A 15,507-nucleotide genomic window follows, 5' to 3' on the forward strand; every position below is an offset into this window, starting at 1 on the left:
ACGGGCGGATTTGCACCGCCCGGCGTGGCATTTGTGCACTATTGATCGCGCGGCAAAGTTTCGGGCGACATGCACCTAGAGCCGGCCGAGCGCCTTCAGCTCATGCAGCACGGCGGCATCACGCGCGGAGACATCGGGAAAGGCAGGATCCTGCCCGACATCGGCCGTGTAGCGCCAGGAACGCGCGCATTTGACCAGGCCGCGGTCCTCGGCTTTCTCGACCACCACGGCGACGCCCTTGACATCGTCGAGGGTGAAGGCGCCTTCCGGCGCCTGGCCATGGGCAATGACGAGATCGCTGGTGATCGCCATCTCGGCCATGTCGATGTCCGATATCGCCGCTTCGAGCGCTGCGTCGTTGATGGTGACGACCGGCACCGCTTCCAGTGAGGAGCCGATCACCTTCTGGGCACGCGCGATCTCGAGCGCGCCGGTGACGACGCGGCGCACCTGCCGCACCTTGCGCCACTTTTCCGCCAGCGCCTCATTCTTCCAATCCGCCGGAATTTCCGGGAACTGGTCGAGATGCACCGAAACGGCATCGGGATGACGGTCGAGCCAGGCCTCTTCCATGGTGAAGGGCAGCATCGGCGCCAGCCATTTCACCAGGCAGTCGAAAAGATTGCGCACTACCTGCACCGAGGCCTTGCGCTTCACGCTTGACGGTCCGTCGCAGTAGAGCGCGTCCTTGCGGATGTCGAAATACAAGGCCGACAGCTCGACCACCATGAAATCGATGAGCGCGCGGGTGATGCGCTTGAACTCGAAGGCGTCGTAGCCCTGGCGCACCACCTCGTCGAGTTCGGCCAGCCGATGCAGCATCAGCCGCTCAAGCTCCGGCATCGCTTCCAGCGGCACGGTCTCGCCATCGTCATGGGCGAGCGTGCCCAGCATCCAGCGAATGGTGTTGCGCAGCTTGCGGTAGGCGTCGATATTGGTCTGCAGCACGTTCTTGCCGAGCCGCTGGTCTTCCCAATAATCCGTCGTCACCACCCATAGGCGCAATATGTCGGCGCCCGACTGCTTGATGACGTCCTGCGGCACCACCGTGTTGCCGAGCGATTTCGACATCTTGCGTCCGTCCTCGTCCATGGTGAAGCCATGGGTGACGACGGTGTCATAAGGCGCCCTGCCCCTGGTGCCGCAGCTTTCGAGCAGCGAAGAGTGGAACCAGCCGCGATGCTGGTCGGACCCTTCGAGATAGACGTCGGCCGGCCATTTCAGGTCAGGGCGATCCTCCAGCGTGAAAACATGCGTCGAGCCCGAATCGAACCAGACGTCGAGGATGTCCATCACCTGCTTCCATTTGGACGCATCGTGATTACCGAGGAAGCGTTCGTTGGCGCCGGCGGCGAACCAGGCGTCGGCGCCCTCTTCCTCGAAGGCGTCCATGATGCGCTGGTTGACCGCCGCGTCCTTCAGAACGTTGCCGTCCTCATCGGCGAAGACGGCGATCGGCACGCCCCAGGCGCGCTGGCGCGACAGCACCCAGTCGGGGCGCTCCTCGATCATGGCGCGGATGCGGTTCTGGCCCGCAGCCGGCACGAAGCGCGTGTCGTCGATGGCCTTCAAGGCGCGGCTGCGCAGTGTCGTGCCGTCGCCGAGGTCCTTGTCCATGTAGACGAACCATTGCGGCGTGTTGCGGAAAATCACCGGCTTCTTCGACCGCCAGGAATGCGGGTAGCTGTGCTTCAGGCGGCCGCGCGCGAAGAGCGCGTTGCGCTTGATCAGCTCGTCGATCACGGCCTGGTTGGCGTTGCCCTTCTTGCCATTGTCGTCGATGACACGCGCGGCCCCGCCCTCGCGATCCGGGCCGAAGCCTGGCGCGTCCCTGGTGAAGAAGCCGGCATCGTCGACAGTAAAGGGGATCACGGTGTCGATGCCACGAGTGCGCAGTTGGGGTGCGGCGTCCATCCAGGCGTCAAAATCCTCGCGCCCATGGCCAGGCGCGGTGTGGACGAAGCCGGTGCCGACATCGTCGGTCACATGATCGCCCGCAACCATCGGCACCGGGAACTCGTAACCGCCGCCGAGACCCTTGAACGGGTGTGAAAGCACAAGATTTCCAAGCTGTTCGGCGCTGACATCGTGAAGGCGCTTCAAGGTGACCTTGGCCTTGGCCTGGCTTTCCTCGGCCAGCGCGTCGGCGAAGATCAGCTTCTCACCCGGCTGCGGGCCAAAGGCATTCTCGGCCGCCGTCACCTCATAGAGCCCGTAGGCGACGCGCGGCGAATAGCTGACGGCGCGGTTGCCCGGGATGGTCCAGGGCGTCGTGGTCCAGATGACGACATGGGCGTCCAGCAGATCCAGCGACCGTCCGCTCAGGTCTGGATTGAGCTCCGCCGGCTGCCCGTCCACGACATTGGCGACGACAAGATTGGCCACCGGAAACTTCGCCCAGACCGTGTCTGACTCATAGTCCTGATACTCGATCTCGGCTTCGGCCAATGCGGTGCGCTCGACGACGCTCCACATCACCGGCTTCGAGCCGCGATAGAGCTGGCCCGACAGGGCGAATTTCAACAGTTCGCCGGCGATGCGCGCCTCGGCATGGAAAGCCATCGTCGTATAGGGATTCTTGAAGTCGCCGATGACGCCAAGCCGCTGGAACTCGCCACCCTGCACCGTGATCCAGTGCGCGGCGAACTCGCGGCATTCCTTGCGGAATTCGTTGACCGGCACCTCGTCCTTGTTCTTGCCCTTGGCGCGGTACTGCTCCTCTATCTTCCACTCGATCGGCAGGCCGTGGCAGTCCCAGCCAGGCACGTAGTTCGAATCATAGCCGCGCATCTGGAAAGAGCGGGTGATGACGTCCTTTAGGATCTTGTTCAGCGCATGGCCGATGTGGATATTGCCGTTGGCGTAGGGCGGGCCGTCATGCAGCACATATTTCGTGCGGCCGGCGGCACTCTCACGCAGCTTGGCGTAGAGGTCCATGTCCTGCCAGCGCTTGACCAGCACCGGCTCCTTCTCAGGCAGGCCGGCGCGCATCGGGAAATCCGTCTGCGGCAAATAAAGCGTCTTGGAATAGTCGATCGTTTCAACAGTGTCGGTCATTGATCTGCCATCTGCGTAGCCCGTCGGCACAAAGCCGGGCGTTGAAGTCTTTGATTGACGCACATCGTTCCCAAAACCGGACCCACTTTTGGGCGATATGCGTCGATGTTCTGAAAAAGCGCGAGGGCGCGCGCGAAACTCCCGGCGGTTCCGGCGGCGCTCAGGCCACCTGGAACACCGGGCCAGTAATTCGTATCGCGATCGCGAAAAGGCGCGAAAAGCTCATCATGGCGTGGCTTTTAGCGGAGATGGACGCAGGAATAAAGCGTCTCGTTCGATTCGCCTACATCTTGAAGTCGAAGCGATAGGTGGTCGACACACCGACCATGAACTGGTTGCGGTCGCCGCGCTCCCTGACCAGGCTGGAATCGGCTGCCGGCCCCTCCAGGCGCGAATATTCGCCGAACAGGCTGGCTGTCATCGGATCGGTTACCTTCCAGGTCACCGCGCCGCCCAGGCCGACGGATTTCAGGCCGCCACCGGGATTATACTGGCTCAGGCCCGAGGCCACGGCTTCCTGCGCGTTGACGCCATAATAGGCGTCGAAATAGTTCGCCGAAGCAAAGGACACGCGCGGGCCGCCCGAAATCCTGACCGTTGGCGTCACATCGTAGAAGGCGTCGGCGGCGATATCGGCGACAAAGCCGTTATGGGCACGGATGCCATGACGCAATTCGGCGCGCGCACGCATCCAGTCCGTCGGATAGAATTCGAAGAAGCCGCCGACTTCGCCGCCCCAGCGCACCGGATCGAGTCCCTCGAGTTCGTCGTCGCTGCTGCGCGAAAACAGGAACTTGCCGGTCAGGCCGGCGCGGACCCCGCCATCATCGACCAGCGCCAGCGAAATATTGTCGTTGCGCGAGGTGAAGCGAGCCTGGGGACCGGCCTTGCCCAGGGAGATAATGGGCTGGGCGCTGAGCATGTATTTCTTGCCGCCCTCGAAATTCGGCGCGACCATGCCCGTGGCGCCAAGCGTCAGATACCAGTCGCCGGACACCCAGCCGAAGGGGCCGTCGCCGGCCTCGGCGGCGGAAGCGCCCAGCAAAGAGGCGGTCAGAAGCAGCGGAATCGCCCGGACAATACGCATCGATACCCCATACGCGAAACACGCCGGAACAAACACCCGGCATCGCTCAAGCCATGGCGCCAGTTCGGTAAAATTTGACTTAACATCCGTAACAGTTGCGTCGGCCAACCGTGTGTCCGGCCGCACCGGATCAGACGCGGCGCGGCGCGGTCGGCAGGTCCAGCAGCCCTCTCACGGCCTTGCTGCCCTTGCCGGCAATGCGGGCCGATCCGTCGTCACCCACCTCCACCGTTGCACCGTTGGCAAAGCTTAGCGACCAGCCGTCGCCCTCGGCGTTACGGCGGCGGTCGGTAAGCTCGATGCCGGCAGCGGTGACAAGGGCGACGATCCCGTCAGCGTTCATCGTTTTCCTACCGACACGGGCCTTCACTTGAGGTCGAGCCCGGCGGTAAGATCGCCGAGCGGCGGTTCGCCATGCGCGGCGACGGCCCTGTCGCGAACCACGATGCCGTGCAGCACCGGCAGTTCGAAGCGCTCGGTGATGAAGCGCAGGATCGAAGTCGTGTCATAGGGCGTCTGATCGACATAGCCGTGCTTGGCGAAGGGCGAAACGATGATGGCGGGGACGCGTGTGCCCGGCCCCCAGCGGTCGCCCTTGGGCGGAGGGACGTGATCCCAGATGCCGCCATTCTCGTCATAGGTGACGACGACCAGCATATGCGGCCATTGCGGGCTTTTCTCCAGATGGGCGACGACGTCGGCGATATGGCGATCTCCGGCCTCGATGTCGGCATAGCCGGAATGCTCGTTGAGATTGCCCTGCGGCTTGTAGAAGGAGACTTGTGGCAGGGCGCCGTCGTCGATCGCCTGGATGAAGCTAACGCCGCCCAGCCCACCGTCGCGCAAATGTTCGCGCCTGGCTTCGGTACCCGGCGCGTAATTGGCATAATAGTTGAACGGTTGGTGGTGGTACTGGAAATTCGGAACCGGCGACTTGTTGCCATGGTCGAGCGTGTACTGCCAGGCGCCCGAATACCATGCCCAGGTGATGTGCTTTAGGCTAAGCATGTCGCCGATGGTCGGCTCCGTCTGGGGCGGCAGCGTGGTGGGCTTGGCCGGATCCGCAAGGAGCGGATCGCCGCCAGGCGCCGGATCGGTGCCGCTCGGCTGGTAAGGCGGCTGCATCGTGTTCACCGCATGGAAGTCCGGCGTCAGATTGCCATCGGAGACAAATTTCGGAATGCCGTCGCGCGCCGATTTCGGCGAATTGTCGGCGATCTTCAGCGCAGTGCCGCTATCATCCGTCACCGAAATCGACGGTTTGGCCGGGCTCTTGTCGGCATCGGCGTAGTAAGGCGCGCAAGCGCAGATCAGCCATTGGTGGTTGAAAAACGAGCCGCCGAACCCACCCATGAAGAAATGATCGGCCAGCACGTATTTCTGCGCGACCGCCCACATGTCGGTCTTGGAGGCGTCCCAGTTGCTCATCGGCATGGCGCCTGAATCGGCCCAGGCAACGAACATGTCGTTCTTGCCGCCGTCGATCTGCATCTGGTTCTGGTAGTAGCGATGCCAGAGATCGTGCGTTGTGACGCTGAGCGGCACGTTGAAACCCTTCGCGTCGTTCACGGTGAACGGCGCGTTTGGAAGGTGCTCGGTCATCGCCTGCGTCACCGGCGGCGTGACGCCCTTGGCGGTCAGCCCGTCCCACACCGGCGGCAGTTCGGACAGCACCGAGCCGTCACGGTCGCGCTGCTGCAGGCTTTCCTGGCTGGCTTTGTCGATGCCTTCGGCACCGGGAAAATGGCCATAGAGATTGTCGAAGGCGCGGTTCTCGGCGAAGATGACGACCACCGTTTCTATCTTGGTGATGCCATCCGGCGGATCGCCGGGCTGCGCTGCGAATGCGGAAGCCGCATTGGCAGCGAACAGGGCGAGAGTTGAGGAAAACAGGGCGAGCCCATGGGATCGCTTCATTGTCATACCTCCCTGATGCAAAGCGGGATGACACCAGCTTCGCCGCGCCTTTGCAATAGCCACCGCGCTGGACGGGTAGTGCCATTGGGATTACCTTCCTTCAACCGCAGGATGCGCGGCCAGATGTGGAGGGAGATGGATCATGACCTTGCACGGCGATACACTGAAGAACGCGATCGGCCAGACGCGGGAAAAGTGGGGGTGGTTTGTTGGTCTGGGCGTGGTGCTGCTGATCCTCGGCGGCATTGCTTTCGGCAATCTGTTCATCGCCACAGTTGCTTCCGTCTATGTCGTCGGCTGGCTGATGCTGGTGGCCGGCATCATCGAGATTATGCATGCTTTCGGGGTCAAGACCTGGGGCCGCTTCTTCTACTGGCTGCTCAGCGGGCTGCTTTATGCGGTCGCCGGATTTTTCGCTTTCGACAATCCGCTGCTGGCCTCGGCGGTGCTGACCTTCCTGCTGGCCGTTGCGCTCGTCGCTTCCGGCGCGCTGCGCGCCTGGGTCGGCTACAGCCACCGTCCGGAACAGGGCTGGGGCTGGATCGTCGCGGCAGGCCTCATCAGCGTGCTTGCCGGCCTGATCATCGCCATGGGGTGGCCGGTCAACAGCCTGTGGGTGCTCGGACTGTTCCTGGCGATCGACCTGATCTTCCAGGGCTGGACCTTCATCGCGGTCGGCCTGGCGTTGAAAAAGTAAGTCAGAAGGCAATCGCCGCGTCGAGCTGCGAAAGCGGCTTGACGCCGGCAAGCAGCGCCCGGGCCTCGGCTTCATCGCGCTTCATCTGCACCACCAATGCATCGAGGCCGTCGAATTTGATCTCGCTGCGCAGGAAGCCGAAGAACGAGACCTCGCAGGTCTCGCCGTAGAGATCGCCGGAAAAATCGAAGACGAAGGTTTCCAGAAGCGGTGCGCCGTTGTCGTCAACGGTCGGGCGGCGGCCGAAGCTGGCGACGCCGTCATGCAGCGTGCCGTCGGCGCGGCGGAAGCGGACGGCATAAATCCCTTCCTTCAGAGTCGCTTCCGGTGAAAGCCTCATGTTGGCGGTGGGAAAGCCCAGCGTGCGGCCGAGCTGCTGCCCGCCGATCACTTCGGCCTCGACCGTGAACCGATAACCCAGCAGACCGGCGGCCTCGACTACCTCGCCATCGCAGAGCAGGGCCCGGATCCGGCTCGACGAAACTACCTCGGCGCCCTCGTCGCGAAAAGCGTCGACGAGCGTGACGCCAAAGCCATGGCGCTCGCCGGCTGCCATCAGATAGGCCGGTCCGCCCTGGCGGTCCTTGCCGAAATGGAAATCGAAGCCGGTCACGGCGTGGGTGATGCCGAGCGTCCTCTCCAGTACGTCGGTGACGAAGGCTTCCGCCGAAAGCGCCGCGAAGTCGCGCGTGAACGGCTGCTCGACGAGCGCGGCAAAACCCAGCAAGGACAAGAGGCGCGCCTTCATCGGCGGCGGCGTCAGCACGAACAGCGGCATGTCGGGTCTGAAGACCTTTCGCGGGTGCGGTTCGAAGCTCAGCACCAGGGCCGGCACGTCACGCCGCACAGCCTCGGCCAGCGCCCGTTCGAGCACCGCCTGATGACCACGGTGGACGCCATCGAAATTGCCGATCGCGACAACACCGTCACGCAGATCGGCGGGCAGCGGCGCGGTCGCGGTGAGATGCTGGAAGCCTACCATTGCCACCTACTGCAGTCTGACCATGACGGCCACGGGACGATAGCCGTGCCGCTCCAGGAAGAGCCCGAGCTTGGCCGGATCCGGCCGGGATGCATCGCCATAGTCGCGGGCATGGATGCCGCCGGAAACATAGAGAACGTCGAAACCATTGTCGGCCGCCCCCTTCACATCGGTCATCACCCCATCGCCGATGGCCAATACCCGAGAACGCTCGACCTGCCGGCCAAGCACCTCCGCCACCTCCTTCATCGCAAGGTCGTAGATCGGCGCGTAGGGCTTTCCGGCGATCAGCGTGCGGCCGCCAAGCTGGGCATAGTCGCGCGCCAGCGCGCCGGCGCACCAGATGATGCGTTCGCCGCGCTCCACCATGATATCGGGATTGGCGCAGATGAATGGCAGGTTCCTGGCACGCAACCGGCGCAGAAGATCGGTATAATCCTCAGGCTTCTCGACCTCGTCATCGAACAGGCCGGTGCACACGACACCGGCCGCCTCGAATTCCTCGACAAGGTCGACATCGAGGCCGTCATAGAGCGTCAGATCGCGGTCGGCGCCGATATGGAAGATCTTGCGTGGGCCTTCCGCGATCAGGTCGCGGGTCACGTCGCCCGAGGTCACCACACGGTCGTACGCTGACGGCGGAACGCCGATCGCACTCATCTGAGCCACGACATCGGCGCTGCGGCGGGGCGAATTGGTGATGAGAACAACGGGAATGCCGGCTGCCCTTGCCCTGGCCAGCGCCACCGCAGCCGCCGGGAAATGCCATTCGCCATTGTGCACCACGCCCCAGACATCGCAAAGAATTGCCGAATAGGCTTTTGAGACGTCTTCAAGCGAGCCGACGATGTCAGGCGAATCCGCCATGCCGTTTCCTTCGATATGAGCGTTGCGAGTGCGGCGGCCGACGGTTCGCCGCAGCGGGTTCGAATTATCCGAACCGATCCATGCTGTCACCAGCTTTCACCCGGAGATCGACGCGAAGGGCGAACTGTGCGCCCGATCGGGCTATCCGTTGGCACCCAAAGCCACCACTGGACAGCATATGGTTAACGCGCGTTGAAAGGGCGGCTCGACCTTGGACATATTACGGCAACGTGAAATTTAACGATTTATGACACGATCCCCACCGATTATCGATTTGGCGGGGGTATTTTGGAACAATGATCCGGAGATTCGGAAGCGATCGGCGTGGCAATTACGCGCTCATGACTGTCGTCGCCATGGTACCGCTCATGGGTGGCCTGGCAATCGGCGTCGACTATACGGAAATGACGCGGCAGCGACAAAACGCCTTGAACGCCCTGGACGCGGCCGGCGTCGCCACTGCCCAGCAGATCGTTGCCGGCGCCAGCGACACCGATGCCAAGGCCTACGCCAAGAATTTCTTCGAAGCCAATCTCGCGCATATCGATCCAGCCAACACCACGCTCGCCGTGACGCTGCCCAATAACAACGCAGGCGGCGGCACCTTGAAGCTCTGCAGCACCTTGACCTACAAGCCCTACTTCCTGCCGACTGCAAAAGTGCTGGTGGGTGGCAGCGCCGCCAACAGCGACATCAGCTTCGGCGCATGCTCCGAAGTCCGACTGAAGAATACGCTGGAAGTGTCGCTGGTGCTCGACAATTCCGGCTCGATGACGGAACTCGGCAAAGGATCAAACAAGGTACGCTTCGACCTTCTCAAGGATGCCGCCAAGCAGCTGGTCGACCAGTTGGCTGGCCAGGCGCAGATGATGAAGCAGGTCACCAACCCGGTCCAGTTCAGCCTCGTTCCCTTCGCCGCATCGGTCAATGTCGGCCCGGGCAACGCTTCGGCATCCTGGATGGACACCACCGGGATTTCGCCGATCCATCACGAGAATTTCGACTGGGCGAGCATGAGTTCGACCTATTCGTCCACCAAGTATGCCCAGAACATCGCCGGCGTCTGGTACGCCAAAGGCAGCGGTTGGGACGCAACCCAGAAGGACCTGCCCCTGACCCGCTTCTCCATCTACAACCAGATGAAGCGCACCGCCACTGCCACCTATGTCGCGCAGTTCAAATGCACCGCCACCTACTCCAATGGCTCATGCAAGACTTGGCAAAGCGGCTACAACTATACCTATGGAAGCGTCGCTTCCTGGGGCGGCTGCGTCGAATCTCGACCGTATCCTTACAATGTCAACGACACCGAGGGGGCGACCGGGACGCCAGCGACGCTGTTCGTGCCCATGTTCGCGCCCGATGAAACCGATCTCACCGACAGCAACAACCCACCTCGCCCCGCCAACAACAATTGGCTTGCCGACGGGTCGACGGGCACGAGCGCGGTACGTCAGCGCTACATGCCGAAATATTTTACCGACCCGGGCACCACGGTTACTCCAGCCTACGGCATGGATGCCGGCCCCAACACGAGTTGCAGCACGACCGCGATCACGCCTCTGACCGACGTTTCCACGACAACCGGAGCGAACACAGTCAAGGCGGCCATCGACGCCATGGCCGCCGACGGCGCCACCAATGTTCCGGAAGGCATGGCCTGGGGCTGGCGGACCCTTTCCAGCACTGCCCCGTTCACCGAAGGCAGACCCGAGACAGAAAGAGGCAACGACAAGGTTCTGATCGTCCTGACCGATGGTGCGAACACCTATTACACACCAACGTCGGTGACGGCTCAGAGCTACTCTGGAACCAACTGGAACTATGGCGGCAACGATCTGGCGGGCAGCAAGGCCATCTATTCGGCGCTCGGCTACATCGTACCCTTCAGCAACGCCTACACCTATGGTCGGATGTTCCTTGGCACCAGCAACAGCGTCAGCAAGACCGACTATTCCAACGCCAACTACACCAAGGCGATGAACGAGTACTTCACCACGCTGTGCAGCAACGCCAAGGCCGCCAACATCATGGTCATGACCATTGCGCTCGACCTCGATGCCACCAAGACGGCGGAAAAAACACAGATGGATGCGCTGAAAGCCTGTTCGTCGGATTCCCGCTTCAGCAAGGATCCGACCGATCCGAGCAAGCCGATGAAACTGTTCTGGAATTCGACCGGAGCGACACTCTCCGACGATTTCAAGGCGATCGGCAATGAACTGTCCAACCTGCGCATCGTCAGCTGATCGCCAAACTGCGAACGCCCTGCCCCGACAGGGCGTTTGCCTTAGACCGGATCGGGGCCGCAGGCTTGCATTGGTTAGCGGTTGGTGAAGCGTCGACCAAGCAATTGAGCGGTTTCCCAAACCCGGCCTTCAGCGTTTTGTGGAAGGCTGGCGTCAATCGAGAATCCGCCGGCGGGGGCCGCTGCAAGTCATGCATGAACTTTGGCGTCAGTTCGGCCGCGACCGGCGCGGCAACTATGCTCTTATGACTGTCGTGGCGATGGTACCGCTGATGGGCGGCCTGGCGATCGCGGTCGACTTCACGGAAATGAACCGCGAAAAGCAGATGGTGACGAATGCGCTCGACGCCGCCAACTTCGCCACGGCGCGCCGGCTGACGGAAGGCGCGACCGACGACCAGTTGAAAGCCTATGCGCTCGACTTCTTCAACGCCAACCTGAACGATGTCGATCCGGCCAGCGCGACGCTCAACGTCACCTTGCCCAGCAACACCAGGGGCGGCGGCCTGCTCACGATGACGGCGCAGCTTGCCTACAAGCCTTATTTCTATCCTGCCTTCGCCCAGCTCGTCGGCAAATCGGCAACCGATGCGAATCAAAGGATCAACTTCAACGTCACTTCCCAGGTGCGGCTGAAGAACACGCTGGAAGTTGCTCTGGTGCTCGACAATTCCGGATCGATGACCACGCTCGGCACGGGCTCAGGCCAGAAGCGCATCGATCTTCTCAAGACCGCGTCCAAGCAGCTGGTCGACACGCTGGCCCAGCAGGCGGTCATGATCAAGCAGGTCGACAAGCCGGTGCAGTTTGGCCTCGTGCCCTTTGCCGCTTCGGTCAATGTCGGCCCCGCCAATGGCAACGCTTCGTGGATGGACACGGAGGGCCTGTCGCCGGTGTCGAACGAGAATTTCGACTGGTCGACACTGAACGCGGCCAACAAATACGCCCAGCAGACCAACGGCATCTGGTACAAACGCGGCACTGGCTGGGGCAGCGAGGAAGGGCAGATGCTGACCCGATTTTCACTCTACCGGGACATGAAGGTCGTCACCAACCACGAGCGTGTCGTCAACAGCAAGCGGGTGGTTTGCGACGAATACAATTCGAACAACACCTGCAAACGCAGCCACGACGAATATGACTACATCGATTCCTACGGTCCGTTCGCCAGCTGGCAAGGCTGCGTGGAGGCCCGGCCCTATCCCTACAATGTCAACGACGCATCGCCGTCCGGCGGCTCGGCCAACACAGGCATAGGCGTCGGCGATCCGGCAACGATGTTCGTGCCGATGTTCGCTCCGGACGAACCCGGCAATCACTGGAAGCTCACGCAGGATCCCGACGAGGCCGCCCCGGTGACCTACGGCGCGGGGAATAGCTGGTGGAATGACGATCCTACAAGCAGCACCGGTCAAGCGCGGCAGCGAAACATGGCCAAATATTTCCAGCCACGGCCGATCGATGCGCCGGCGCTGCCCGCCGGCAACGGCCCGAACTACAGTTGCACCACCAATCCGATCACACCACTGACCGATGTGAGCGTCGCCGATGGGGCCACCGCGATCAAGGCGGCGATCGACCTGATGCAGCCGAATGGCGGCACCAATGTTCCCGAGGGCATGGCGTGGGGCTGGCGGGTGGTCTCAAGCGGCGAACCGTTCACGCAAGGGCGCCGGGAAACGGAAAAAGGCAATGACAAGGTGGTGATCGTGCTGACCGACGGCGCCAACACCTACTACACGCCGTCCTCGCTTGGCTATTCGGACCCCGCCAACTCGAAATCGACTTACGCGTCCTACGGCTATCTCAACCCCGGCTACAACGGCACCTCGATCGGCCGCATGTTCATGGGCACATCGGGCGCCATCGGTCAGTTCGACTATTCGAACGGCAACTACACCAATGCGCTCAACGAACAGATGGCAACGCTTTGCAACAACGCCAAGGCGGCCAACATCATGGTGATGACGGTGGCGCTCGACCTATCGACAAGCCAGGCCAGCGACAAGCTGGCGATCAATGCGCTGAAATCCTGCTCATCGGACTCGCGCTTCCGCAAGGACCCGACGGATCCGAGCAAACCGGCGAAGCTGTTCTGGAATGCGACCGGCGCCAGCCTGTCGAACGACTTCAAGGAAATCGGCAACGAACTGTCGAACCTGCGGGTGGTCGGCTAAGGCACGCCGCGTCGAAACGGCGCTTTGGGTCCTTCTTATGCATGTCGTTGTCCCGAAACCGGAGGCGCTTTGGAGCGACATGCCGTAACCGCTCCTCTGGCGCAACGCCTGGTGCCGGCAAGCCCTTGCGGGCGCCTGCCGTGACAGGCAGATATTGGCGGCTCGCGGGATCGCATCGCGGGCGTGCTTGGGGACGAACAATGCCCGATACCGCCAACCATATCGCCTTCGCGCTGGTCTGCCTCGGCATGGTGCTGACGCCAGGCCCGAACATGATCTACCTGATCTCGCGCTCGCTGTCGCAAGGGCCGAAGGCGGGACTGATCTCGCTTGGTGGGGTCGCGGTCGGCTTCCTGTTCTATGTGCTGTCGGCGGCGTTCGGCATCACGGCGCTGCTGCTTGCCGTGCCCTATGCCTACGACGCGCTGCGCTTTGCCGGCGTGCTCTATCTGCTGTGGCTTGCCTGGCAAGCGGTGAAGCCGGGCGGACGTTCGCCGTTCCAGGTGCGAGACCTGCCGAAGGACAGGCCGCGCAAGCTGTTCGCCATGGGGCTGATGACCAATCTGCTCAACCCCAAGGTGGCCGTTCTCTATCTGTCGCTGCTGCCGCAATTCATCAGCATCGGCAAAGGCCATGTGCTGTCGCAGCTGTTGGTTCTGGGTGCGACGCAGATCTCGATCAGCCTGACCGTCAATGCCATCATCGCGGTGACGGCCGGTTCGATCGCCACCTTCCTTGCCGGACGGCCATTGTGGCTGGTTATCCAGCGCTGGATGATGGGGGGCGTGCTGACGGCGCTGGCGCTGAAGATGGCGACCGACGCGCAGCGCTGAGTCCCTCCAGCCGGGCATGATCTTTCCCAAAACCGGTTCCGACTTTTGGAGATCATGCTCTAGTCTAGCTACATCGGCCGGCGGATCGGCCGGATCTGTGCCGGCTCGATCACCTTGCGGTAGAGGTGCCAGGTGGCATGGCCCAGGATCGGCATGACCACGGCCAGCCCGGCAAACAGCGGGATCGAGCCGATCACCAGAAGCACGGCAACCAGCAGGCCCCAGAGCGCCATCTGCAACGGGTTTGCCATCACCGCCCGGGCCGAGGTTTCGATTGCGGAGACGGCACCGACATCACGGTCGAGCAGCAACGGAAAGGCGATCACCGTTGTGGCCAGCACCACCACGGCAAAGACAAAACCGGCCGCGTTACCAAGCAGGATCAGGGTCCAGCCCTTGCCCGTCGTCAGCACGTCGCGGACAAAGGCGCCGATCGAGGCCGGCGGCTGGTCTCCGAACAGGCTGGTGTAGATCGATTGCGCGGTGAACAGCCACAACAGGAACAGTGCAAACAGCATGATGCCGATGACCGCGATCGACGGCAATGCCGGGGAACGGCGCACGTCCAGTGCATGGCGCCAATTCGTGTTCATGCCGAGCTCGCGCCGGCGGCTGATTTCGTAGAGCCCGATCGCGGCAAAAGGCCCGACCAGGGCAAAGCCCGACATCAAGGGATAGACGAGCTGAATGGCGTTGGAACCCGAGCTCCACTGGGTAAGGATCAGACCGACGATCGGGTAGATCAAACACAGGAACACGTAGTGGGACGGTTTTGCCCAGAAATCCTCGGCGCCGAGCCTGAGCGCATCCCAGAGATCCGCCGTGGTGATGCGGCGCACCGCGGGCTGCACATGCATCCCGTAGGCGTCCGCCATGACATGAAAGCCGGCCATAACCATCCTCCCGTGTGTCGGGGGCGGTCACCGCCGTGATGGCCGCCCGCAGCTGCCACTAGTAGATGTGGCAGCATAGCCGATTTGCCAGGGGTTGTCGCCGAATCGATGGCCTTGGTCAGGTCCTCACGGGATTGTCATCGCCTGCCGGCATAAGCCGGCCGCGCGGAATCTACTGCCGCGCGTTGAAGACCGCCTCGATATGGGCCGTCCGGATCGACGACGAAGGGGGCATAATAATTTGGACCTATGGCGATCAATTGCCGCTGCGCACCCAGAAGACATTGACCTCTACGAAGTTAGTATCTGCGGATAGCCAGCGTACAAGACGACATCAGCCTCACTGTCAGGCGCCGAACGCAACGGCGGCAGCCGACGCAGCCCGGCGTTCGCGCGGGATCCGCTGAAGTCTATTCGGTCTTCGGCGGTACTTCCTTTTTCACGACTGTCTGAGCGTCCGTAGCCTTGGACATGTCAGCCTTCTCGACGCTCGCTGTCGTCGTCTGTGTGTCGACTGACGCCGATACCTTCGAGTGATGATAGGCGCAGTCTGCCGAAGCGGCGGACACGGAGAGGCCCAGTGCGGCAGCGATAGCGAGGAACGTTTTCATCGTCTTTCTCCTCTTTCATTGCTGACGCAGCGTAACCCGCTTGGCCCTGTCCGCAAAATCACATTTGGCCATTCGTCCATTCCGCGGCCGTTGTTCTGTCGGCCATATTGTCAGCCAATGCTTTGGCGTTTCTACGGG

12 protein-coding genes are annotated in these 15,507 nt (G+C 62.3%); 4 read left to right on the top strand and 8 right to left on the bottom strand.

What is annotated here, in order from left to right:
- Positions 1-75: 75 nt before the first annotated feature.
- The 4 genes from ileS to JG747_RS24670 form a co-directional block, all read right to left on the bottom strand.
- Positions 76-3,057, bottom strand: coding sequence for an isoleucine--tRNA ligase (gene ileS, locus JG747_RS24655; protein WP_202360239.1), 2,982 nt, complete (start codon positions 3,055-3,057; stop codon positions 76-78).
- Positions 3,058-3,340: 283 nt separating this feature from the next.
- Positions 3,341-4,144, bottom strand: coding sequence for a MipA/OmpV family protein (locus JG747_RS24660; RefSeq protein WP_064984830.1), 804 nt, complete (start codon positions 4,142-4,144; stop codon positions 3,341-3,343).
- 130 nt (positions 4,145-4,274) lie between these two features.
- Positions 4,275-4,487: a hypothetical protein gene (locus tag JG747_RS24665; RefSeq protein WP_069091890.1), complete on the bottom strand. Its 213-nt coding sequence runs from the start codon at positions 4,485-4,487 to the stop codon at positions 4,275-4,277.
- Positions 4,488-4,510: 23 nt separating this feature from the next.
- Positions 4,511-6,067: an acid phosphatase gene (locus JG747_RS24670; protein ID WP_244748211.1), complete on the bottom strand. Its 1,557-nt coding sequence runs from the start codon at positions 6,065-6,067 to the stop codon at positions 4,511-4,513.
- 136 nt (positions 6,068-6,203) lie between these two features.
- Here JG747_RS24670 and JG747_RS24675 point away from each other — a divergent pair, with 136 nt between their 5' ends.
- Positions 6,204-6,758, top strand: a complete 555-nt coding sequence (locus JG747_RS24675; protein ID WP_019857473.1) for an HdeD family acid-resistance protein — start codon at positions 6,204-6,206, stop codon at positions 6,756-6,758.
- Between the two features lies 1 nt (position 6,759).
- Here the strand turns inward: JG747_RS24675 and JG747_RS24680 are convergent, their stop codons facing one another.
- Together JG747_RS24680 and JG747_RS24685 are read right to left on the bottom strand one after the other, a co-directional pair.
- The gene (locus JG747_RS24680) at positions 6,760-7,740 is read right to left on the bottom strand and encodes a bifunctional riboflavin kinase/FAD synthetase (protein ID WP_202360241.1); all 981 of its coding nucleotides are present in this window, start codon (positions 7,738-7,740) and stop codon (positions 6,760-6,762) included.
- 6 nt (positions 7,741-7,746) lie between these two features.
- Positions 7,747-8,607, bottom strand: a complete 861-nt coding sequence (locus JG747_RS24685) for a TIGR01459 family HAD-type hydrolase (RefSeq protein WP_038646111.1) — start codon at positions 8,605-8,607, stop codon at positions 7,747-7,749.
- A 296-nt stretch (positions 8,608-8,903) separates the two neighbouring features.
- Between JG747_RS24685 and JG747_RS24690 the strand changes: the two genes are divergently transcribed.
- From JG747_RS24690 to JG747_RS24700, 3 genes are all read left to right on the top strand, one after another.
- Positions 8,904-10,856, top strand: a complete 1,953-nt coding sequence (locus JG747_RS24690; RefSeq protein ID WP_019857470.1) for a TadE/TadG family type IV pilus assembly protein — start codon at positions 8,904-8,906, stop codon at positions 10,854-10,856.
- Positions 10,857-11,046: 190 nt separating this feature from the next.
- The gene (locus tag JG747_RS24695; RefSeq protein WP_202360242.1) at positions 11,047-13,032 is read left to right on the top strand and encodes a TadE/TadG family type IV pilus assembly protein; all 1,986 of its coding nucleotides are present in this window, start codon (positions 11,047-11,049) and stop codon (positions 13,030-13,032) included.
- A 200-nt stretch (positions 13,033-13,232) separates the two neighbouring features.
- Positions 13,233-13,865: a LysE family translocator gene (locus JG747_RS24700; protein ID WP_032929773.1), complete on the top strand. Its 633-nt coding sequence runs from the start codon at positions 13,233-13,235 to the stop codon at positions 13,863-13,865.
- A gap of 68 nt (positions 13,866-13,933) precedes the next feature.
- On the opposite strand, the gene JG747_RS24705 is transcribed toward JG747_RS24700, so the two are convergent.
- Both JG747_RS24705 and JG747_RS24710 read right to left on the bottom strand, forming a co-directional pair.
- Positions 13,934-14,758, bottom strand: a complete 825-nt coding sequence (locus JG747_RS24705; protein WP_027046709.1) for a DUF2189 domain-containing protein — start codon at positions 14,756-14,758, stop codon at positions 13,934-13,936.
- Between the two features lie 410 nt (positions 14,759-15,168).
- Positions 15,169-15,369 (bottom strand): hypothetical protein, encoded by a 201-nt coding sequence (locus JG747_RS24710; protein WP_019857465.1) that lies wholly within the window; start codon positions 15,367-15,369, stop codon positions 15,169-15,171.
- Between the last annotated feature and the right edge of the window lie 138 nt (positions 15,370-15,507).

Source organism: Mesorhizobium sp. 131-3-5, from assembly GCF_016756575.1.
GTDB lineage: Bacteria > Pseudomonadota > Alphaproteobacteria > Rhizobiales > Rhizobiaceae > Mesorhizobium > Mesorhizobium jarvisii.

Bases quoted from the DNA above. Each gene is read 5' to 3' on its own strand.
- JG747_RS24660 (WP_064984830.1), bottom strand. From the start codon at position 4,144: ATGCGTATTGTCCGGGCGATTCCGCTGCTTCTGACCGCCTCTTTGCTG.
- JG747_RS24705 (WP_027046709.1), bottom strand. From the start codon at position 14,758: ATGGCCGGCTTTCATGTCATGGCGGACGCCTACGGGATGCATGTGCAG.
- ileS (WP_202360239.1), bottom strand. From the start codon at position 3,057: ATGACCGACACTGTTGAAACGATCGACTATTCCAAGACGCTTTATTTG.
- JG747_RS24680 (WP_202360241.1), bottom strand. From the start codon at position 7,740: ATGGTAGGCTTCCAGCATCTCACCGCGACCGCGCCGCTGCCCGCCGAT.
- JG747_RS24700 (WP_032929773.1), top strand. From the start codon at position 13,233: ATGCCCGATACCGCCAACCATATCGCCTTCGCGCTGGTCTGCCTCGGC.
- JG747_RS24695 (WP_202360242.1), top strand. From the start codon at position 11,047: ATGCATGAACTTTGGCGTCAGTTCGGCCGCGACCGGCGCGGCAACTAT.
- JG747_RS24690 (WP_019857470.1), top strand. From the start codon at position 8,904: ATGATCCGGAGATTCGGAAGCGATCGGCGTGGCAATTACGCGCTCATG.
- JG747_RS24675 (WP_019857473.1), top strand. From the start codon at position 6,204: ATGACCTTGCACGGCGATACACTGAAGAACGCGATCGGCCAGACGCGG.
- JG747_RS24710 (WP_019857465.1), bottom strand. From the start codon at position 15,369: ATGAAAACGTTCCTCGCTATCGCTGCCGCACTGGGCCTCTCCGTGTCC.
- JG747_RS24665 (WP_069091890.1), bottom strand. From the start codon at position 4,487: ATGAACGCTGACGGGATCGTCGCCCTTGTCACCGCTGCCGGCATCGAG.
- JG747_RS24685 (WP_038646111.1), bottom strand. From the start codon at position 8,607: ATGGCGGATTCGCCTGACATCGTCGGCTCGCTTGAAGACGTCTCAAAA.
- JG747_RS24670 (WP_244748211.1), bottom strand. From the start codon at position 6,067: ATGACAATGAAGCGATCCCATGGGCTCGCCCTGTTTTCCTCAACTCTC.